14 protein-coding genes are annotated in these 22,840 nt (G+C 42.3%); 12 read left to right on the top strand and 2 right to left on the bottom strand.

What is annotated here, in order from left to right; translation table 11 throughout:
- Nucleotides 1-179 precede the first annotated feature (179 nt).
- The 8 genes from R9C00_12850 (at nucleotide 180) to R9C00_12815 (ending at nucleotide 15,082) form a co-directional block, all read left to right on the top strand.
- Nucleotides 180-1,388 (top strand): DUF1566 domain-containing protein, encoded by a 1,209-nt coding sequence (locus tag R9C00_12850; protein ID WPO38343.1) that lies wholly within the window; start codon nucleotides 180-182, stop codon nucleotides 1,386-1,388.
- Nucleotides 1,389-1,709: 321 nt separating this feature from the next.
- Entirely contained in the window at nucleotides 1,710-3,311 is a 1,602-nt protein-coding gene (locus R9C00_12845; GenBank protein ID WPO38342.1) for a carboxyl transferase domain-containing protein, read from the top strand.
- A gap of 61 nt (nucleotides 3,312-3,372) precedes the next feature.
- Entirely contained in the window at nucleotides 3,373-4,173 is an 801-nt protein-coding gene (locus tag R9C00_12840; GenBank protein ID WPO38341.1) for an enoyl-CoA hydratase-related protein, read from the top strand.
- A 135-nt stretch (nucleotides 4,174-4,308) separates the two neighbouring features.
- A complete protein-coding gene (locus tag R9C00_12835; protein ID WPO38340.1) occupies nucleotides 4,309-6,102 on the top strand; it encodes an acyclic terpene utilization AtuA family protein in 1,794 nt (597 codons plus the stop codon).
- Nucleotides 6,103-6,202: 100 nt separating this feature from the next.
- A complete protein-coding gene (locus tag R9C00_12830; GenBank protein WPO38339.1) occupies nucleotides 6,203-7,354 on the top strand; it encodes an acyl-CoA dehydrogenase family protein in 1,152 nt (383 codons plus the stop codon).
- Nucleotides 7,355-8,158: 804 nt separating this feature from the next.
- On the top strand, nucleotides 8,159-8,788 hold the full coding sequence (locus R9C00_12825) for a hypothetical protein (protein WPO38338.1): 630 nt from the start codon (nucleotides 8,159-8,161) through the stop codon (nucleotides 8,786-8,788).
- A 282-nt stretch (nucleotides 8,789-9,070) separates the two neighbouring features.
- Complete coding sequence (locus tag R9C00_12820; protein WPO38337.1) at nucleotides 9,071-13,696, top strand: AAA family ATPase; 4,626 nt, start codon at nucleotides 9,071-9,073, stop codon at nucleotides 13,694-13,696.
- 441 nt (nucleotides 13,697-14,137) lie between these two features.
- Nucleotides 14,138-15,082 (top strand): AraC family transcriptional regulator, encoded by a 945-nt coding sequence (locus tag R9C00_12815; protein WPO38336.1) that lies wholly within the window; start codon nucleotides 14,138-14,140, stop codon nucleotides 15,080-15,082.
- Nucleotides 15,083-15,137: 55 nt separating this feature from the next.
- On the opposite strand, the gene R9C00_12810 is transcribed toward R9C00_12815, so the two are convergent.
- On the bottom strand, nucleotides 15,138-15,686 hold the full coding sequence (locus tag R9C00_12810) for a DUF3347 domain-containing protein (GenBank protein WPO38335.1): 549 nt from the start codon (nucleotides 15,684-15,686) through the stop codon (nucleotides 15,138-15,140).
- 202 nt (nucleotides 15,687-15,888) lie between these two features.
- Between R9C00_12810 and R9C00_12805 the strand changes: the two genes are divergently transcribed.
- The 4 genes from R9C00_12805 to R9C00_12790 all read left to right on the top strand — a co-directional run bounded on the left by R9C00_12805 (nucleotide 15,889) and on the right by R9C00_12790 (nucleotide 22,248).
- Nucleotides 15,889-17,169: a four-carbon acid sugar kinase family protein gene (locus R9C00_12805; GenBank protein WPO38334.1), complete on the top strand. Its 1,281-nt coding sequence runs from the start codon at nucleotides 15,889-15,891 to the stop codon at nucleotides 17,167-17,169.
- Nucleotides 17,170-17,287: 118 nt separating this feature from the next.
- Nucleotides 17,288-19,222: a hypothetical protein gene (locus R9C00_12800; GenBank protein ID WPO38333.1), complete on the top strand. Its 1,935-nt coding sequence runs from the start codon at nucleotides 17,288-17,290 to the stop codon at nucleotides 19,220-19,222.
- Between the two features lie 107 nt (nucleotides 19,223-19,329).
- Complete coding sequence (locus tag R9C00_12795) at nucleotides 19,330-20,928, top strand: alpha-amylase family glycosyl hydrolase (protein ID WPO38332.1); 1,599 nt, start codon at nucleotides 19,330-19,332, stop codon at nucleotides 20,926-20,928.
- 123 nt (nucleotides 20,929-21,051) lie between these two features.
- Entirely contained in the window at nucleotides 21,052-22,248 is a 1,197-nt protein-coding gene (locus R9C00_12790) for an AGE family epimerase/isomerase (GenBank protein WPO38331.1), read from the top strand.
- A gap of 105 nt (nucleotides 22,249-22,353) precedes the next feature.
- Here the strand turns inward: R9C00_12790 and R9C00_12785 are convergent, their stop codons facing one another.
- The gene (locus R9C00_12785; GenBank protein ID WPO38330.1) at nucleotides 22,354-22,656 is read right to left on the bottom strand and encodes a hypothetical protein; all 303 of its coding nucleotides are present in this window, start codon (nucleotides 22,654-22,656) and stop codon (nucleotides 22,354-22,356) included.
- Nucleotides 22,657-22,840 lie beyond the last annotated feature (184 nt).

The following is a 22,840-nucleotide window of genomic DNA, read 5'->3' as shown; positions in this document are numbered from 1 at the left end:
ATTATTAGGTCACACATACAAAAACAAACCCGCATGTAGCAAAACTCTTACAGGGCAATGGGGAAAGTACGTCCAGTTCAACAAAGTTTTTGGTTACCTTGAAACAGATTAAACCTTTTATGTAAAAAAAGCTCTAATGGATGATCAAACGTAAAATCATATTTTTTAAACTTAAACAAATGAAACAATCCATGTTTTTGTTATTCTTTCTATTCTCTGCTTTTTTTTCTTGTGAAAACAAGAATACTCCAACACCAGAAGTTACACCAACCCCAAGTTTAACTTACCCTATAGTTGATACCAAAGTGACAGATTCCTACAGCGATTTTGACATGATCCCTGCTCCGTCGTTGGGGGACGAGTTTTATGGACAAGATGCAAATCATGAAGGCTATCAACCTTCTTATACAGACAATGGAAATGGCACTATAACGGACAATGTAACAGGGTTAATGTGGGAGAAAGATATGGGATCTAAAATAACTTATGACGAAGCATTTCAAAAAGCAGCAAATTCAACATTGGGCGGTTATTCGGATTGGAGAGTCCCAAGTATAAAAGAACTGTATTCTCTCATCATTTTTACCGGTCAGGTGAAAGGTGCCGAAGCGATAGAAATGTTTATCGATACTTATTATTTTGACCAAGCATTAGGAGACCTATCTGTAAGGGAACGAGAGATTGATGCCCAAACTTGGTCTTCTACAGAATATGTTGGTCGGACAATGGGTGGCGATGAAACAGTGTTTGGAGTCAATTTCGTAGACGGTCGAATTAAAGGCTATCCGAAATTTAAAAAAAGCACAGGTTCTGCTAATACAATGTATTTTCGACTGGTGAGGGGAAACATAGAATATGGCAAAAATAATTATGTCGATAATGGAGATGGCACGGTAAGCGACAAGGCAACAGGTTTGATGTGGCAAAAATCAGACGATGGGGTTTCGCGTGACTGGCAAGAAGCCTTGGAATACTGTGAAAGCCTTGAACTTTCGGCATATAATGATTGGCGTTTACCCAATGCCAAAGAACTACAAAGCATTGTTGATTATTCCAAATCTCCTCAAACTTCAAATACCCCTTCCATAGATGCTATTTTCAGCACCACAGAAATCGCCGACCCAGAAGGAAATACAGGACAATACCCTTTCTTTTGGACAAGTACTACACATTTAGATGGAACAAACCCCTATGCTAGTGCTGTTTATATTGCCTTCGGCGAAGGTCAAGGGCAGATGAACGGTATGCTAATGGACGTTCATGGTTCGGGCTGCCAAAGAAGCGACCCTAAAAGTGGCGACAAAAATGCCTACCCCCAGTTTTTTGGTCCTCAGGGGGATGTTCGGTATGTATATAATTTTGTAAGAGCTGTTAGGGATATTAAGTAAAATTGGAAGACAAGTCAAAGCCCTGCTTTAAGGCGGGGCTTTATTGTTTAGAGAACACTCTTTCCTACAAAAACATTTCCCCTCCCCCTATGTTGGCTACCTCCAGAGACGAGATCTTTCTGTTCTAAATAGTGATGAACTCCCCCCCCCCTGCCAAACCTGTTCAAATCATTTGTTATCAATCAAAATAGACAATATTACCTCCCTCCACATTCCCCTGCGCCAAACAATACCCAAAAGGCTAAAAGAAGTTGCGAATATAAATCCTAAACATGATGCTTCATTTTGTGGTTTTACCTACACCAACAAACCACGAACAACATGGCCATACTAACAACCAAGATTGATACGGATTCCGAACAGTTTACAAGGAATGCCGATCTATATGAAAACGTGCTGGAAGAATACCGCAGCCGCCTAAAGTCGGTGAAAGACCGAAGCGAGGAAGCATCCGTAAAGCGATTTGTTGAAAAAGGAAGGTGGACGGCTCGGCTGCGGGTGGAATATTTGGTAGATGACGGCTCGTTTCTGGAGCTTTCTGCCCTAGCGGCTTGGGACATCAAGAAGAACCAATTCCCCTCCGCAGGGTTGGTGACAGGCATAGGAAAAATCAATGGGATAGACACGGTCATCATCGCCAATGATGCCACGGTAAAGGGCGGCACGTACATAGCCGAGGGAATCAAAAAGCATTTGAGGGCATTGGAGATCGCTTTGCAAAACAAGCTCCCTTGCGTGTACTTGGTGGACAGCGGCGGCGTATTCTTACCTGACCAAGCGGATGTCTTCGCTGACCGAAACCATTTCGGACGCTTCTTCTATTACCAATCTCGCCTTTCGGCTAAAAAGATTCCGCAGGTAGCCGTGGTGATGGGTAGCTGCACAGCAGGTGGCGCCTACGTCCCCGCCATGAGCGACGAGGTGATAATGGTCAAAAACCAAGCAACCGTATTTATAGGCGGACCTCCGCTGGTGAAAGCCGCAACGGGCGAAGAAGTGAGCGCTGAGCAACTCGGTGGAGCGGAAATGCACACCGCAGTAAGCGGAGTAGCCGACCACCTCGCCCAAAACGACGAAGATGCTCTCCGAATCTGTCAAGATATTTTCCGTCATATCCGCCAAAAGAAAGTCAAAAACCGATTAGCGGAATACCAAGAACCATTATACGATATTCAGGAGCTCCATGGCCTCATCCCCGACGACCTCCGGAGATCTTACAACCTAAAAGAAATAATCGCCCGCATAGTGGATGGAAGCGATTTCCAAGAATTTAAAGCTCGATACGGGCGCACGCTTATCACAGGTTTTGCCCACATCAAAGGCATTTCAGTCGGCATTATTGCCAATAACGGCATTTTGTTTTCCGAATCTGCCCTCAAAGGAGCACACTTCGTTACCCTTTGCGCATCCCGCAAAATACCCATTATCTTTCTACAAAACATCATGGGTTTTATGGTGGGCAAACGCTACGAACAAGGCGGCTTGGCAAAAGACGGAGCCAAAATGATCCATGCGGTGGCAAACGCCAAAGTCCCCAAAATCACTTTGGTAGTAGGCGGTTCGTTTGGGGCGGGAAATTATGCCATGTCGGGCAGAGGGTACGATCCCAACTTCCTTTTCCTCTGGCCCAATGCAAAAACTTCGGTGATGGGTGGGCAGCAGGCGGCAAACGTCTTACTTACCATCAAAAAAGAACAAGCTCAAAAGGCAGGAAAAGAAGTGGATGAAGAAGAATTAGAAACGTTAAAGCAAAAAATTCTTGATAAATACGAGCAAGAAGGAAGTGCCTATTTCAGCACCGCACGCATCTGGGACGATGGCATCATAGAACCAAAAGAAACCCGAAATGTAATAGCTAGAGCCTTGGAAGCCTGCCTCCACAAAAAGATCAAAGAATCAAAGTTTGGGGTATTCAGAATGTGATTAGAAATAAGAAAAACCGTAGAGACAATGCATGCCTTGTCTCCCAAAAAATAATAAGAAAATGAAAAGCATAACAACCGAAAACAACCATGGGGTTGTCACTCTTTGGCTCAACCGACCTGAGGTGCACAATGCCTTCCATGAAGAAATGATTTTGGAAATCATCGATTGCTTGGAAGAACTTTCCCAAGACACCTCGTGTAACATCTTACTTATAAAAGGGAAAGGAAAATCCTTCTGCGCTGGTGCTGATCTTAATTGGATGCGTTCGGCACTTGCTTATACTTACGAGCAAAATTTGGCAGAAAGCCTCAATCTTTCCAAGTGCTTTCAACTTCTTTACAGCTTCCCCAAACCCACCATTGCCGTGGTACAAGGAGCTGCCATTGGCGGGGCAAACGGGTTGCTTGCAGCCTGTGATTTCGCATTGGCACACGACGATTGTGTCTTTTCCTTGAGCGAAGTAAAGATTGGGCTTATCCCTGCCTGTATATCCCCCTATGTGATCAAAAGAGTCGGAGAATTCAATGCAAAATCGCTGATGCTTAGCGGAAAGAGGATCAACGGAGTAAGAGCGGAAAGACTGGGGCTTGTCAACTTTTCTGGGAATGCCCAAGAAGTAGAAAGCGAACTAACGCTATTTCTAAATCAACTAAAGACTTCTGGTCCGCAGGCTTTGACCGAGTGCAAAAAGCTGATAAACGAAGTGGTGAACAACTGGACATTTGAAGAAGCATATTCTAACACGGCAAAGATGATTGCCGAAACCCGAAAGTCGGAAGAGGGGCAAGAAGGGATGGCTGCTTTCTTAGAGAAAAGAAAACCGAAGTGGGTGGAAAAATTCGAGTCATCCCGAACTTGATTCGGGATCTCCAGCCTACGAAGCAGAGAAATCCTGCAGCCCTTGCGACTTTCCGAAAAAGGAGAGTTTGATGAGCTTAGGAAAGAGATACCGCATCTACGTGCGGCATGACGTACTTATTTAATTCGAAAAAATATGAAAAGAAAAGTCCGAATAGGAAACAGCAGCGGTTTTTGGGGCGATGAGCCGTTGGCTATGCGAAGGCAGGTACTCCTTGGTAAGCTCGATTACCTCACGGCAGATTATCTTGCCGAGGTGAGCATGAGCATTTTGGCAAAGCAACAACTACGAAATCCGCAACAGGGATATGTTGCCGACTTCATCGAGCATATCAAATTAGCCGAAGATGCACTGAAACAATATTTCCCAAAGATCATCACCAATGCAGGTGGGATGAACCCTATCGCTTGCGCCCAAGCTTTGCAAGAAGCCCTACACAGCATGGGGTTCGACAAAAAAGTGATGGCGGTTACAGGCGATAACCTCATGGAGCAGATCGATCAACTGCAAGCAGATGGAGAGCAATTTGAGAACTTTGAAACGGGCAACTCTTTTAACTATCCGCTTGAACAATTGGTCAGTGCCAATGTATATACCAGTTCCCAAGGCATAGTGGAAGCGTTGCAAGCAGGAGCTGATATCGTGATTGCGGGAAGGGCTTCGGACAGTGCGCTCACCATCGCCCCTTGCGTGTATGAACTGGATTGGGAGCTGGATGATTGGGATAAACTTGCTGCGGGGATGGTGGCAGGGCATATTTTGGAATGCGGCTCTCAAGCTTGCGGAGGGAATTTCACCGATTGGCAACAGGTGAGTCAATGGACGGAAATGGGCTACCCAATAGTGGAAATGAACGCCGATGGATCGTTTGAAGTTACCAAAGCTGAGGGAACAGGCGGGCTAGTGAACCAATGGACGGTGAAGGAACAGTTGATTTACGAAGTTTCTGACCCGACAAACTACATGGGACCAGATGTAGTTGCCGACATGAGTGAAATCTCTATCACAGATGTTGGGGAACACAAAGTAGCGGTAAGTGGAGTGAAAGGAAAACCAGCACCACAAACGTGGAAAGTATCCATGGCACTGAGGGATGGGTACAAAGCCGTTGGGCAAGTGGTGGTAGGCGGTAAAAATGCCTTGGAGAAAGCCGAGTTGCTTAGCAAAATATTTTGGAAAAGAATTTCAACTAGATTTTACAGAACAGCTACAAATTTTATTGGTGCAAATGCACTTGGCAATGCCTTGGCCAAAGAAGAAAGCAGGGAAATCCTGCTACAATTCGTCGCTTTTGATCTAGAGCGTGCCCATTTGCAGACCTTCGCCAAAGAAGTAGCAGGAATCATTTTGGCTGGACCGCAAGGCGTTGCGGCTTATGGCGGGCGACCAAAACCCCAAGAAGTGATAGCCTACTGGCCTACATTGCTTGACAAACGAAACATAAAGCAAATCCTGTGGGACGTTCCTTTCCAAGCCAAAGAGCGTGAAATCAATTCGTTCTATCCACATATGGCAAAAGAAAAATATGAGCAGATTAGCTCCCCACATATCCAACCTGACAAAGGCGACTTCACTTTGCTTACCCCATCGGTAGAGCTTGCCGAAGTCAGCATGAAAGACTTGTGCTTGGCGAGGTCTGGTGACAAAGGCAACACGGCAAACCTAGGCGTATTGGCTCGCAGCGAAGCAATATTCGATTTCTTGAAAAAGCACCTAAAAACCGACTTGGTTAAACAATGGTTTAAAGATCAGTGCCATGGAGAAATCATTCGGCATGAATGGGAAAGCCTTCGAGGGTTCAATTTTGTGCTGAACGATGTACTGGATGGCGGCGGCACAAAATCGTCGAGGCTAGATCCTCAGGGGAAAATGATTGCTGCGGCTTTCTTGGCGCAAAAAGTTTTTGTGCCGAGGAAATTGATTCCGTAGCATAATCTCTATAAGCATTTACTCACCTCCTCATTAAACAATCAACACTAAGCTATCAACCAATTCCAACAACACCTTAACCAAAACAACCACACATAACATGGACATATATTGCAATGAACGCCACGAGCTTATACGCAGCTCTGTTCGAGATTTTGCCGAGCAGGTCATCAAACCCAAGGCCAGAGAACTGGATGAAAAGGAATGCTTTTCCGTAGAAATCACTCAGCAAATGGGCGAGTTGGGCATTTTTGGAATGACCGCCCCCACTCGCTACGGCGGCCATGGCATGGACGTACTTTCCTACATCATCGCCGTGGAGGAAATTGCTCGAATTGATGGCTCGCAGGCAGCTACGGTTGCGGCGCACAATTCCTTGGGCATCGGGCCAATCATGAAATTTGGAAACAAGGAACAAAAGGAGAAATACCTGCCCGACCTATGCTCTGGCAAGAAACTCTGGGCTTTTGGGCTTACCGAAGTAGAAGCTGGCTCAGACTCCCGTGGAAGCCAGACTACGGGTAAATTAGAAAACAACGAATGGGAAATAAATGGGTCTAAAATATTCATTACCAACGCCGACACGCCGATTACAGGAGGTGTAACAGTTCAGCTTATCAGCGATATCCACAAAGATGGGCGAAAGGAAATATCAACTATTTTGGTGGAAAAAGGCACGGAAGGTTTCAGTACGCAGACTATGCACGGCAAGTTGATGTGGAGAGGCTCGAATACTGCCCAGTTGTTTTTTGACCAATGCCGAGTGCCCAAAAAGAACGTGTTGGGGAAAAGAGGGCAAGGCTCTAAAATCATGCTTACAACACTTGATAGCGGCAGACTTTCCATTGCCGCCATGGGGCTAGGCTGCGCCCAAGGAGCTTACGAATTGGCACTTGCCTATGCCCAACAGCGAAGGCAGTTTGGCAGGCAAATCTCAAAATTCCAAGCCATTTCTTTCAAGCTGGCAGATATGGCACTGAAAATTGAACTCGCCAGAAACCTACTGTACAAAGCCTGTTGGCTAAAACAGAAGAAAAAACCTTTTGGGAAAGAGGCTGCCATGGCCAAGCTCTACTGCTCTGAAATAGCCAAAGAAGTGGCAGACGAATCCGTTCAGATACACGGTGGCTACGGGCTAATGAAAGAATACGACGTAGAGCGTTTCTACCGAGACCAACGCTTGTTGCAAATTGGCGAAGGCACTTCGGAAATTCAGCGACTGGTTATTTCACGGCATATTTTGGATAGGTAGTAAGCAGCCTCCTTGCTGCTCCAAAAAAGTATCGGCATTACTACGCAGTAATGCCGATACTCTATACCTAATATCAGATTAAATAGGTTCAGAGCACTTTTGACTAGAAGTATAACGGTTATTTATTCAATCAAAAGCCTTATAACTATTTTCGAAAAGCTTCTAACCACTTCCTGACCCTTCACAACTGCTTTTGACCGATACTTGACCTATGCTGGAGGGCTTGCAACCACTTTTGGAGGGTATTTGACCAGCTATTGACCCCTCGCGACTACTATTGGAGGGCATTTGACTATAATTTGAGTGTTCACGACTGCTTTTGGAAGGTATTTGACCTGCTTTGGAGGGCTTGCAACTACTTTTCGAGCATAGATTACCACATTTTCATCGCATATAACCATACAAAACAGGCTTATCACCATATTATATTCTGTTTCAGTTAGTTATATTTTTCAAAAGTGGAAGAAGATGTAAGCTCACGAATAAGTAAGAAGCAAAAATATAAAAAACCACACACACTTGTAACATTTATTACATCCTATCCCTAGGAAGGTTAACAACCTTACAAACAAAAACTACATAACCTAGCTTGCTGTAGGATCTTACAATAATCACACAAAACCCGCTTTCAACTACGATTATACACCTATATACTTGTCTATAAACCACTTACAAATAGTCTAAATATAGTATCCATTTCCGTTGACAGCTTACATATGTATAGCGTCCACAGTGTTTATACTTCATAAAGGACAAGAACCTGCGTTATACAGCAAATAAATTGTTAAACGAAATCCAATCAGAATGGAGAACTTTAAGAACATCAAAAAAGTAAATGAAACCTGGGAGTACATCAATGAACTATTGGCAGACCCCAGTGAGCTAGCCATAGCCAACAAAGCAGGCTATTCAAAAAAGTCCATCGACAATGCTTTGAAGCTACACGATGAAATAGTAGAGCTTAGGCAGGTGAGGGAGGTAATGCTGGGCAGGCAGAAAAGTGCGACCGATGGCGTGAGTGATGCTTTAATTGAAATAAAAAAACATTACAAACCTCTGTTGAAAATAGCCCGTACACTCTTTAAGAATGACAGGGAAAAAATAGGCTTGCTCGACCTAGAAGGAAGAAGGAGTACCAAATTCAACAATATCAAATTGCAGTATTTTGCTTTTTATAAAATGGGGATGGAAAACCCTGAGATAGCAGCCGAATTTAAGAAAAAGAACATCACCCAAGCCCATATGCAAAAAGGGCTGGATCTATTTGTAGATACAATGGCACTTAAACGCATCCAACAAAGTGCTGAAGTCGAGTATGAGCAAGCCAGAGAAGCGGTAACTGTCAAAACCGATGAGCTGATAAACTGGTACAACGAAGCCAAGAACATTATAGAAGCTTGGCGAGATATAGAGATAGAGGAAGAACAGAAATAAAATTATTTTGACGTGTTTTTTTTGACATCTGCTGAAAAGCCGTTGCCGGTTGGTGATGGCTTTTTTTGTTGCCGTTTGGGTTAAAAGCCTTGCTTCCTTCTTCTCTTTTAACTATCTAAGCATACAACATAAACACCAAGAAACATTGTTATTGTTTTGAAAAACTTAGATTTATGGTTTAACTTGGGGTAGCATCATAATGGAAAGAGAAGCCACTATGGAGCAAAAACATTAAGTAAAACAATAAAAAAAGTACCCTAATTCAAAATTGTAACTTTCTCGATGACCTTATCTTATACTCAACCAGAAATAAAAGAATCAGCGAATAAGCCTGTAGCTTTGCCAAATAAAGGTTATCCATATTCTGACCTTGACGACCGAAGGTTTGAGGAATTGCTATACTCAATTGGTAAACTTCGAATTGAAAAAGGCGACTGGCATAGACAATTTGATGAAATCAACCTTCTGCAAGGAGTTCGGGAACGTGGTCGAGATTGTAGTTTGCATTTGGATGGCAAATCACTTGGGTTAATTCAGTGCAAACATAGTATTCACGATGACCGCAGAATTGCCAGGCCAGAATGTGCGAAGGAAATCATCAAGTTTGTTCTACACTACCAGATTGACAATAGCCTGATTCACGACCCGAAAAATTTCACCTATTACTTTACTGTCTCATTTGGTTTTTCCGAACCAGCACTCAAATTACTCACCGACTTTAATAATGAAATAGCAAACCAGACTAAGTTAAAAGACTGGACAGAGGAGGTTATAAGAAACAACGAAGAACTCAAGCACCTTCAATACACCAACATTGAGCCTAACCTGAAAGCAGTTCTCAAAACAATCACGGTTAAGAAAATAATTCCTCAAGACTTAAATGATCTACTAAATACAGAAGGCTTTCAACCTGTCATCAAAACCTTTTTCGAGGTTAAAATGGTGATTGAATCGGAGCCAGTTGAAAAGCTGACGGAAGAGCTGAGAAAGCAGGGTGAATACCAATATACTTCCAATATCCCTGTTGATGTCATTCTGCAAAAATTTGATCATGCCTCCCACTACTTAACGGATTACAATAGCTCTTTTGAAGGGGTAGATAATTCGCACATTGAAAGAAAGGAAACGAATGAATTGCTTCAATGGATCAAGTCGCCATTGGGAAAAGATGAGCAACCAGTTGTTTTGCTAGTTGGCGGTGCCGGAAATGGAAAAACGGTTATTCTTAAAGATGTGTTTCTGAAGCTTAAGGAAACCAGGATACCTACAATTGCCTTAAAAGCAGATAGGCTTTATGCTGAAAGTATTACAGACCTACAAAACAAAATTGACCTCGAAGACTCATTCGAAAAAGTAGTTCGCACGCTAAGCGAAGCCAGCGAACGGGTTGTTGTGCTTATTGACCAGATAGATGCGCTTTCCCAGTCTTTATCAGCCAAACGAGAATACCTCGATGCCTACAACCTTCTTGTTAGAAAGCTTATTGCCATTGATCGGGTAAGAGTGGTTATTTCCGTTAGAGCATACGATCTTGATTACGACAATGAACTGAAGTTCTACCAAAACCAAAAAAGCTTCAAAGTTGGTTTATTAGATACAGGTCAGGTTAAACAAGTGCTTACCAAACTTAGGATAAGAGAGAATGAAGTACCCCAGCAATTGCTCAATCTTCTGCAAATACCACATCATCTAAACGTGTTTTGCAAGGTGTACGATTCGCAAATCAACCTTCGATCAATAACTACATTACATGACTTGTATGAAAGTCTTTGGGTTCAACAAATAACCAAGGTTCCAATTAAATCACCAGCCAATGGTGATAAATGCACAAGCCTAGTTTTTGCTATTGCGAAACAGATGCATGAAGCGCAGCGAATCAGCACCTCTTCAACGTCATTTTTCGTAGCGTTCACGGATGAGTTGGACTATTTGAAAAGCATAGGGATTGTAACGGAAACAGATAAGGAAGTCCAATTTTTCCATCAAACATTTTTTGACTTTGCTTTTGCTAAACAATTCATCCAGAAGCGAAATCTAGTAACCAACTACATACTTGAGAACCACCAAGGTCTTTTCATTCGATCCAGCTTGAAAATGATTATCAGCTTTCTGCGTGAACAAGATCATGCTGCATATATAAAAGCTCTCGAAACTATCCTGCTTTCCTCAAAGTATCGCTTCCATATTAAACTAATCCTATTGAATCTACTTGGCTTTGAAGAAGTCCCAACAACAAAGGAAAAGCATCTTGTAAGATCCCATATTTTACCGAGTAAAGAACTGGAATTGCCTTTTCTAGAGTCAGTTACAGGTAATAGTTGGTTTACGTTTCTTCTTGAAGAAGGGGAACTGAATAAGCTGATCACCCAGAGGATTGGCTGGTTCAATAAACTCGTTGAACATGAATGGGGAAAAGCACATAAAATTGTAGATAAAATCAAAACCCTTCTACACTATAAAAGCATATCTGAAAGGTGGGATTCACAAGTTAATCTACTAAGGCAGATTTTGTTCAAACAACTACCCAAAAATAGAAAACCTGTTTGTGATTTTCTTTCGAATTGCCCTCAATTTGAAGGGAAATCAAAGTTTGTTTTTAGGTTACTCTACCATGTTAAAGAGTGGGATATTCTATTAGCTTTCCAGCTTTTTGAAAAATATGAAGCCGAAGCAGATAGTGATCGATTTGTTTACTATAAGATACTTGAAGATGCTTTGGTCTTCAATGTTGATTGGGTAATACAGAGGTACAAAATCCATTGCCTCGATAAAATTGAAGCTATTAAAGGTGCAACCGATAAGCCCAATTTTGAGTATCAGGATGAAGAACTATTTAAAAAGATATTCGAGGTTGATACTATTAAAGCACTCGACTTCACATTGGATATTATTAAGCGGATTACTACAAAAACAAGAGGTGAGGTTAAATCAAAATTATACATCGACTTTGGATTTTGGATGTTTGACTATGAGCGCCATAGCCGTTCCCACGGGCACGAAGCAATATATCATCTGCTCGTAAATAAAGTGCAAGAGCAATCAGAAAAAACTACTCTATGGTTTGATCAGTTCTTGGCAGATTATCAGGACAGCAATTCCATTACCATCTTAAGGTTGGTATTCTTTGGGTTGTTGGCAAACCCAGCTCATTATGCTAACGAGATTTTGCAACTAATGGAGCTATTTCATCAAAAAGGTGGACTGAAGGGAGGTGACAGGATTCAATTCCAATTCAGACAGTTGTTGCAAGAGGTTTATCCACATTTTGACAACGCCCAAAAGGATCAAATAGACGAGGTTCTACTTTCAATAAAATCAAAATACGAGCTTGATATTTCTCAGGACGAAAACGGGAAAAAGCACCATAGGCTAAAGGAGTATGGTCACAAAAAGTACTTATATCTGAGTACAGTTCCTAAAACCGAATTGTATGAACGTCCCTTATTGAAAAAGGTTTTTTTAGAGTTAGAAAGGAAATTCAATAAAGTGTCGGATAGTGAACCTAATAAGATGGTTGGTCCACCTATGGATAGTTCGGCCTATGATAAAATGACATTCGATCAATGGGAGCAAGCATTTGAAAAATATGATCCAGAATACAAAGCCGAGTTCGCATCGTTCAGTGGGTCTCTTTTAGAGCATTCCCGGGCATTTCAGGCAGAAGTAAAAAAAAGGGCATCATATTTCTTTCCATTTATTGAAAATCTGATTGATGAAAACAAAGTACATTACAAATATATAATCGCAGGTTTTACAGGGTTAAAAGAGGCAGAATACAATCCTACCGAAACGCAGCGTATCTACAAAAAAGCCCTGTCTATTCCATTTGATCGAGAATACACGCTTTACTTCGTTTGGGTGTCCTCATATTTCGTTGAGGCCAAAATCCTTGATCAGGATGTATTAGAATACTTGATCGAAATTGCCAAGAATCACCAGGACCCTGAGGATAACACCATTCGGCATGATGCATTAATGGATAGCTTAAATAATGTGCGTGGATCGGCAGCAGGAAATATTAGTCAGGTCTACTTCAATCCAGCTTTTGAAAACCCTGTTTTCGAAGCACTTCACCAAATAGCAGAAGACCCCAATCTAAGTGTTCGGGTTGCGATAATGTCACGCCTTGCGGTGCTGATGAACCTTAATGAGCAAAAAACACTAGAAGTCTTTCTAAAGCTGGTAAGCTCAGACGAACCAGAAATAATGAAGCATTCCATCTGGTCGGTTCAATATTTGCTCAATAACAACTTCGATAAGCTCAACAACTACTTCCAACGAGCAATAAAACTGGAATCTATACACGATACCATTGCCGTTGTTTTGGGTGAAGCGTGGTTAAAAGAAAAAGAAGGAAGCTATCAGCTTTTAGACTCACTGCTTAAAAGCAGTGATGAAGCAAAAGCAAAGCTGGTAGATATGGCCGTCAAAAACCTTGGGGATAAAAAAGAAAGTGTTCGGGCAAAATGCCGCCAAATCTTTCTAAAATTTCTTCACTCTACCAATGAAAAAGTAACGCAAGAGTATTCGTTCGCATTCTTGGATCTTACCCCTGAAATGTTCCTTGAAGTTTATCCATTGCTTCAAAAATACGCTCGATCTAATGTGGTCAGAAAAGAGCCGCACTACTATTTCGAATACCTGCTGAAATGTGCAAAAAAGCATCCAGTTGAATGTCTTGAACTTCTACAACATGTGAATACATACGACAAACCTGGTATTTCCCAGGCAGGCTACTATGATGACGAACCTGTCAAAGTCCTTATCGGGATATACAACTCTCTATCCAGTTTAGAAACAAAGAACCTCAAACATCTAAATAAAACCATGGCTCTGTTTGATAAAATGCTCAAAACTAAAAAATTCAGAGGTGCAGCAAACAAAGTGATTGATCGGGTTGAAATGTAAAGATTCTAACAGGATCTATTTTAGACAAAGCTAATATGAAAGACTTGTTCAAAATGAAATTTATACATTCAAATAAAATATTAAAAATAAGCTCATTTTCTTTCTAGCAACAATATCAATTACTTTTTGTGCAACACTAATTAGCAAGGCACAAAAAAAGGCAGCCCCTCATAGGCTGCCTCTCAATTTTCAGCAATCAATTCTTATTTCAGACCGAAGCGGTCTAGGTTCATTACTTTGTCCCATGCGGCTACAAAGTCTACGATGAACTTCTCTTGCGAATCGGAGCAGGTATAGACTTCGGCCAGGGCACGTATCTGCCAACATTTCCTCAGCCGAAGCTCTTGCTTAGAAGCGTAATATCTACATCGGTTTGTTCTACCAAAGCATAAAAGTTAACTTGCACACACATTTTTTAACCAAAGTAATCACTTCACTTTTATGTCTTCTAACAAAAAGCAAGCACAGGTGCGGGAATACACCGCCCGCATCAATAAGGTGTTTGACCACATCGATTCAAACCTTGATAAGCAATTCACCTTGGAAGAGCTGGCCGAAGTGGCTAGTTTTTCCAAGTTCCATTTCCATAGGGTGTTTTTTGGGATGGTGGGTGAAAGCCCTTTCCAGTTCATCAATAGGGTGAGGCTGGAGCGCGCCGCAAGCCTCCTGGCCACCAACCCCACGAAGTCCATTTCGGAAATTGCCATCATCTGCGGGTTTACTGACCTTTCCATTTTCTCCCGCAATTTCAAGAGCTTTTTTGGCCACACGCCTACCCAGTGGCGAGCCAAAAAAGAAGAAAGCAATATAAGTCAAATGCATAGCAATTCCCGTCAATCGGCTGGAGAGGTTTCCCTGTACTTTTGTAACGAATCAAAAACTATTAAATGGAAATCTACTATGGAACAAAACAAAAGCGTGGAAGTGCTCGAACTTCCTACAACTCATCTAGCTTACGTACGCCACACAGGACCTTACAAAGGAGATGGCAAACTGTTTGAAAGCCTTTTCAACAAGGTTTATGCTTGGGCAGGCCCACGAGGGCTCATGGCGCAGCACGATTTGAAAACAGTGGTGGTCTATCACGACGACCCGAGCGTGACCGATGAAGACAAGCTCCGCATGAGCGTAGGAATCAACGTTCCTGCCGACACCAAGACCGAGGGGGAAATCGGGAAAATGGAACTGCAGCCCGGCAAGCATATAGTAGCTAGGTTCGAGCTTGGGGAAATGGAATTTGAACAAGCTTGGGGCTGGGTTTTCGGAACTTGGCTTCCCCAAAGTGGCTACCAACCTGCGGACGGTCTTTGCTTCGAGGTGTACCCAGAACCACCAAGGGATGGAAAGATCATCGTGGATATTTGCGTACCTGTGAAAGCTTTGTAAACAAAAAACGCTCCTAGGATTTCCCTAGGGGCGTTTAATCTATCTTGCAACATACTTACTTAGAAGCTATCACCTCTTCTACCTTACCGCATTTTAGCATTTTATCGCCAAAGTAAGGATTCAATACTTCCTCTTTATCGCTTAGCCAAAAAGCTCCCGTATTGTTGAAAGCCATTGGGCAATACTGCTTATACACATCTATGTTAGAGCCTTGTGCCTTCACATATTTATACACTTCTTTCGAAACCGACTCGAAAGCGATTCTTTGCGCTTCCACATCGCTTACCGAAGCAACCGCTTCTGCACTGGATTTAATGATATTATCTGAATTTTCTGCTAGTTCTTTTGCTGCTGCTGTCGCCGCTTCTACATCGGTAGCCACTAATGCATCTTTTAAGGCAAAATAGCTAACCAACAGCTTAGAATCAGAGCTGGCAACTTCTTGCATTTCAGCTTCTTCTGCTGCATGGTCGTGGTCATGCCCATCATGATCGTGAGCAGCCGTCTCAGCTCCTTCTTGTACTTTTTTGTCACATCCTACTAAGCCCATGCCGATAAGCAGCCCTAGAATAGTTATGTGTACATGTTTTGTGACCAATTTCATAATAGATTATGTGATTTGATGAATGATTGATTAGTTATGAAATGAATGAAAAACTTGGATAAACCTAAAAGTTCTTCCTACAGAATTTTTATTAAGCAAATCTAATAATTAAATTAATAGTCGATAACACTGGATTTTTTTTACTCATTTTTATTTGAAACAGTTATCGACAAGACCAATAACCAACTTAAACAGCATAACTATGCGCGACTCACAGATTTTACTCGGTTTTTATGGCGAAAGCCTAGCTTCTTCCCTCGATTTTTCCATGAAGCTTGCCCTCAACGGCTTGCCCGTAGCCTTATTCACACAAGCTCCTAGCGCTTCTACTGTAGAAAAGTTCAGGTTGAAAGACGAATGGAACCAAAACCAACTTTTTGGCAGAATTGGCGCGTTAGGTCTTTTGGGAAATAGTGCGCAAATGTCTCCTGAGGAAATGGAAGAAAAGCTGCCCGAGGTTTTGGAAGATATAAGCGACCTTAATGCGGGTTTTTTCCAGTATGTTACCGATTATGCACTTCATGCAGAACCTTCCCACGGAAGCATCGGCCATGCCATTGACCTCGCCTACGAATTTTATCCTTCTAACTTCATTCCCCTGCTAATGGCGGCCCCTTCCGAAAACTGTTTAAGTGTTTTTGGCTGCCTGTTCAAAAAGGAAAAAGGTAATTACCAAATGCTAAAAAAGGACGCAAATACTGCCTCCAACAGCGATGTGCAAGCCATCTTAGCCAAACAAACCTACAGGCCTGTCAAACTTTTCGATGTGTTTTCATTGGAAATAAAAGATAATGCTAATTGGGTAGAATCTTTCAGAGACTTGCATACTGAATCGGGCGAATTCATTTTGTTTGATATTCTTAAAGAAGAGCACCTCCAAGAAGTGGGGAAACTGGTGTGCGAGCTCAAAAAGCAAGGGACGCAACTCTTGGCCGGAAGCTCGGGAATGGCAGAAGCTATCTGCGCATACTTCCAACACTCTGGCAAACTCATGAAACCTTCTCCTCCTGCCTCTCCTGGCCCGGTGGATACGTTGGTTGCGGTAGTAGAACGTGGAGAAAATTTCCCCCAAGCCCAACTTGACTGGTGTGCCCAACAAGATCGATACAAGATTTTTGAAATAAACCCTGCAAACAAAGAAGAACAAATTGCACAAGCCTTAGCCCAAAAAGGCAAGAACATCATTTTTGTGCTAGAAAATGGTTCAAAGGACTTTCCCCATTTGTTCTATGGCAAAACATTTAGAAGCTTTTTGGAAAACCTCGATTTCGGAAGAGTGTTTATCTCTCCAAATGGTGGGGCAATAGAGCGGTTGAGCAAAATGGATGTGCAAGCTATGGAAACCCTCTACCCTCTTGGCTACGGATTGCCCATCTGCCTGCTCCATTCCACTAGGGATATTTTTAATAACAAACAGTTGGTCATTGGAGATATTTCCTCCCAAAAAGAGGACTTTATAGAAAGGATCAGAATCGGTAAATAAGCGACTAGCTCATTTTACCTTAGCACAACAAAGATTTGTTGTGGTTTTTGTTTTGAAATTCAACAAATTCACCTAATTTGATGCAGTTGCACTTACCTTACATTTTTTCCAGAGCAATATGCATCGAAGCAAAGAAATTTTTTATTACGGAACCACACAGCCTATAAAAGAGCCGGTGATGCTAAGAGCGGGCGACTTATCGATGCTCTATGAAAATGGTTTTTTGAGATACATCAGCCTTGGTGATTATGAAATAATCCGCATGATCTATCATGCGGTCCGAGATGAGAACTGGGGAACGCTCCCACATAAAATCAGTAACGAAAAGATTGAGAAAAAAGATGATTCTTTCAAGATCACCTACGATTGCCTTTGCCAGCAAAACGAAATATCGTTTTTGTGGAAATGTATAATTGAAGGCAAGTCAAATAATGACATCACCTTTTCCATCAGTGGAGAAGCCCTTACTTCTTTCCACAAAAATAGGATAGGATTTTGTGTCCTCAACCCTATAAAGAACTTTGCCGGAGAGCAATGTAGCGTTACCGACCCCGACAGAAACCGAACGGACAGTTCCTTCCCCAATTTTATAAGCCCCCACCAACCATTTGAAAATATTGCTCAATTTGATTGGAAGCTTAGCAAAGACAGCATGGCTATTTTAGAGTTTGAAGGTGATGTATTTGAGATGAAAGATCAACGCAATTGGACAGACGCTTCTTACAAGCTCCATTGCACCCCACTTTCAGCCCCTTTTCCTGTTTTAATAGAAAAAGGCGAGCAAGTAAAGCAAAAGGTAAGCTTGTCACTTAAAGGCGATTTGCCTATATATACTTCCGATTCCGATCATGTCAGCCTTTCTATTGACAGACACTCAAAAAAAAGGATACCTCTGCCATCAATTGGACTAGAACTACAGCAAAAAAACAGGAAATCGGACAAAGAGCTCGCTTTGTTGAAGCAAGCTCGTTTTACACATTATCGGTTAGAAACCCATTTCAACCAACGAAATTGGCATTCACATCTTAAAAAAGGAGCTTCTATAGCCGAGTCGCTCGGGGCTTCTTTGGAGTCGGCACTCTTCTTTACAGAAAATGCCAAGAAAGAAGTTGAGAAATACGTGAAATACGCTAAAAAATATGATATCTCTGCAATAAACATTTATAGCGCAACCCATAAAGTAACGCCCGACGAACTGATAGAGTCGGTACTAGGAATTCTTCAGAGAAACTTTCCAGACTCTCTGATAGGTGCAGGCACCAATGCCTATTTTGCTGAACTGAACAAAGACAGAGTACCCATAAACTGGCTCGATTTCCTTACCTATTCCCTCAATCCACAGGTACATGCTTTCGACAACCCTTCTCTTACAGAAACCTTGGAAGCACAGGGCTACACCGTAGGTTCGGCAAGGCAATTTTCTTGGGGGCAACCAGTCCACATTTCCCCAATAACCCTAAAGCCCCGGTTTAACCCTGATGCCACTAGCCCACTTACCACCAAGCCCCCAAGGGGTCTCCCTTCTCTCTACGACCCAAGGCAAATGTCATTGTACGGAGCTTGCTGGACGCTAGGGAGCTTGAAATACTTGACCGAAGCTGGGGCACGCCACCTTACGTATTACAACACGGTAGGCCCTGGCGGTATCATGATGGGCAAAAAAGACAGTCCTCACCCACAGAAGTTTAGGGCAAAAGCCGGTGAAGTTTTTCCTATGTACTACGTATTTAGAGAAGTGATGAAAAGAACCAACGGACGGCTCCTTACCTTAAAAAGCAGCCACCCACTTATGGCGGATGGGCTGGCAATAGAAGAAAAGGAAACGCTTTGGCTCTGCATTGCTAACTTCTCTCACAAACAGCAAGAAATAGAAGTACAGATAGAAGGGACTAATGCCACGTTTTTCAGCTTAGACGAAACAAATGTAGAAGCTTGTATGGAAGATGTATCCAATTTTGATAACTTACCAAAACAAGAAATCCCTTTTGACCATGGCGTTTTCTACCTAAAACTATTGCCTTATGCACTCGGTTATTTGAGTATTAAACAATGATTTCCATTTTTTACAAATCTATTTTTTACCTTACCAATTTCGGTATCACAAATCTTATAAATATGAAAAATCGACTAAAATTCAGTATTGGCCTTTTAACCATTTGTATGATATTTATAAGCAGCTGCGAACAGAAAAAAGGAAAAGGGTTTTATGTAGATAAAACATTACTTTCCAACACAGAAGTCTGTGCATTTCCAGATGCCGTAACTTACGAGATCTTCCCCCAATCTTTTGCCGATACCAATAACGACGGAATTGGCGATATAAATGGCATCACCCAAAAATTAGGATATTTACAAAACCTAGGCATCAAAGCCATTTGGCTAATGCCAATTATGCCTTCTCCATCCTACCACAAATACGATGTGGTAGATTATAAAGATGTCCACCCCAACTATGGCGATTTGCCCACCTTCAAGAAAATGGTGCAAGAAGCCCACAATCACGATATAAAAATCATCATTGACCTGATCATCAACCACACCAGCGATCAGCATCCTTGGTTTTTAGAATCGAAAAAAGGAAAAGACAATCCGTACAGGGACTATTACATTTGGGCAACTAAAACACAAATTGACAGCATCAGTTCGATGGAAAAAGAAGCCACGGGCGACTCTGACAACATCACCCAATGGCACGACTCGGAAGGGAGCGAAGAAAAATACTACGGCTACTTCACTGGGCAGATGCCCGACCTCAACTACGACAACCCTGCCGTGAGGGAAGAAGTGATCAACATTGGAAAGTTTTGGCTTGAGGAAGTTGGTGTAGATGGGTTTAGGATGGATGCCGCCAAGCATATCTACGAAGACCATCGGGTGACCGACAATGTAGAATGGTGGAAATCTTTCAAGGCTTCTATGAGAAAAATAAAGCCAGATGTGTACATAGTAGGCGAAGTATGGGACAAATCGGATTTCATTGCCCCGTTTACCGAAGGGCTTCCCGCCATGTTCAATTTCGATATGGCATTCAGCATTTTAGAATCGGTAAAACGTGAAAAAAATGTCTCTGCCTACATAGAAGGCTCTGCTTGGGAAGTGGATGAAAACACGACACTTACCTCGGCTTATCTCACCACCATGGCAAAATACCAAGCCGTGACCGACGATTTCCAGGATGCCGTGTTCTTAAGCAACCACGACCAGAACCGCATCATGAGCATGCTCGATAATAACCTCGAAAAAGCCGGCTTAGCGTCGGCCATATTGCTTTCCCTCCCCGGCACTCCTTACATTTACTACGGTGAAGAAATAGGTATGCGAGGCAAGAAGCCCGATGAAAATATCAGAGAACCATTCTTGTGGGACACTAAAGAAAATGATCAGTTTAGAACTAAATGGGAAGAAGCTATCCATAGTACCGACAACACTGTTGATCCTGTTTCGGTACAGCTGGAAAATTCACACTCCCTGCTCAATCAATACATTGCCCTTATCCAATTAAGAAACCGCTCTAAAGCACTCACTTCTGGCGAGTTGGTCGAATACCAAACCAAAGCACCTGGCCTGCTCGTTTTTATTAGAAAATATGAAAAGGAAGAAGTGCTTGTTATTCATAACCTAAGTGAAAAAATCCAAAATATAGAAATCCCCAAAAGGTTTGAAAATATATTATTCAGCAGCCGAAACACAAGCCTAAAACAAGGCGATCAAGTTCAGGTTTCACCTTATGAATCGGTGTTTGTTCAAAGTGAAAAATAAAATCAACAAGATAGCTATAATCAACTCTCCTGTAAGTCTATTCTGATTAGATTTGCAGGAGATTTTTTTTAATAGGGATGAGATAACTAACACAATTGAAAATGAACATTTAAAAATGTAACAATGATTTTACAACAACTGAAAGAAGAAGCTTCTAGCGAGCTTTTCGAACGCATCCTCCCCTATTGGATGGACAGAATGACAGACCACGAAAACGGTGGTTTTTACGGGCAGATCACTGGCGCTAACCAGCTAGTAAAAAATGCGCCCAAGGGTGCAGTGCTCAACACCCGAATCCTTTGGACATTTTCCGAAGCCTACTTCCTCTCTCCCAATCCCGACTATTTAGAATCTGCCCAGCGGGCTTATGGCTATCTCAAAACCCATTTCTTTGACAAAGAACTTGGTGGGGTTTATTGGTCGGTTGATTTTGAAGGCAAGCCACTCGACACAAAAAAACAAGTGTACGCCCAATCTTTTGGCATTTATGCCCTTACGGCTTATTACAAAGCAACAAGAAGCTCTGAAAGCTTAGAGCTGGCAAAAAACCTTTTCCACCTCATAGAAAAGCACAGTTTTGACACCGAAGAAAACGGCTACTTTGAAGCCTATACCAAAGATTGGCAACTAATGGAGGATCTCCGCCTTAGCGAAAAGGATGCCAACGAGAAGAAGACAATGAATACGCACTTGCATGTATTGGAGGCGTATACCACTTTGGTACAGGTGTGGGGCGACCCGCTGTTGAAAAAGCAATTGAAAAACCTGATTGAGCTTTTCCTAGAAAAATTCATCGATCCGCAAACCTTCCATTTCAACTTGTTCTTTGATGAATATTGGCACCTGAAATCAAAAGGTGTTTCCTATGGCCACGATATAGAGGGAAGTTGGTTATTGCAAGAAGCTGCCGAAGCCCTTGGCGACGAAAGCCTGATAAAACAAGTAGAGACCGTTGTCGTGAAAATGGCGGAAGCTACGCTTGCAAAAGGTATTGATGAAGACGGCGGCCTATATTATGAACTGCATGCCAGCGGTAAGCTCGATACCGACAAGCATTGGTGGCCACAAGCCGAAGCGGTAGTTGGTTTCGTAAATGCATGGCAGCTCACCAAAGAGGAAAAGTGGTTAGCCCAAGCCCAGCAAACCTGGGAATACCTCTCAAAGTTCATTGTGGACCGAAAAGATGGAGAATGGCATTTTAAGGTAAGCAAAGAAGGAAAACCATACCGAGAGGAAGACAAAGCCGGGCTGTGGAAATGCCCCTATCACAACGGCAGAGCCTGCATGGAGCTTATGATGCGAGCAGAGAAGTATGTTTAAAACATAGTACTGGTTTCTGGTTCTAAATACGGGTTTCAAAATTGAAGTGTTAGTTGACCAGAAAATGATAACGCCTTGATAAATAACAAAAAAAGCAGCCTAGTTTTAACTAGGCTGCCTATTGATACATTTACTTTTCCTTGGCTGGAATATCCTTTTCCAAAAAGGTGTTTTTTTATACTTATGCTTGGGTGGCTGCTTGGTCTTCTGCCCATATTTCAAATGCTGCGGCTTGTACCACGCTTTCCCCTTATACACTTCTCCTCCGTGCACATGCTGCATCCGAACATTGCAACCACTCCCTCCTTTTTCTGAGGGTTTTAATGGGCACATAGGCGGTCCGCAAGACTGCGCCAAAAACCCAATTATCATCCAAATAAATACGATCTTGATAGTTCTCTTTGTCATTTGTTTGTTATTTCTTCCCCGGTTTCTCTTCAAACATCCAGTTGCAAAAATGAAACCATAGCACCTTGCTTTATGGGGAAATAACGTCTTATTCTCTATTTCTTATACCAATACAGATTAATGAGATCACTTTGAGTGATCTCATTAATTCTTACCAGCTTACTCTTCTCCCCAAAAATAACAA

It is taken from the genome of Flammeovirgaceae bacterium SG7u.111, assembly GCA_034044135.1.
In the GTDB taxonomy this organism is placed as follows: Bacteria; Bacteroidota; Bacteroidia; order Cytophagales; family Flammeovirgaceae.
This window is presented reverse-complemented; position numbering and strand designations above follow the sequence as displayed.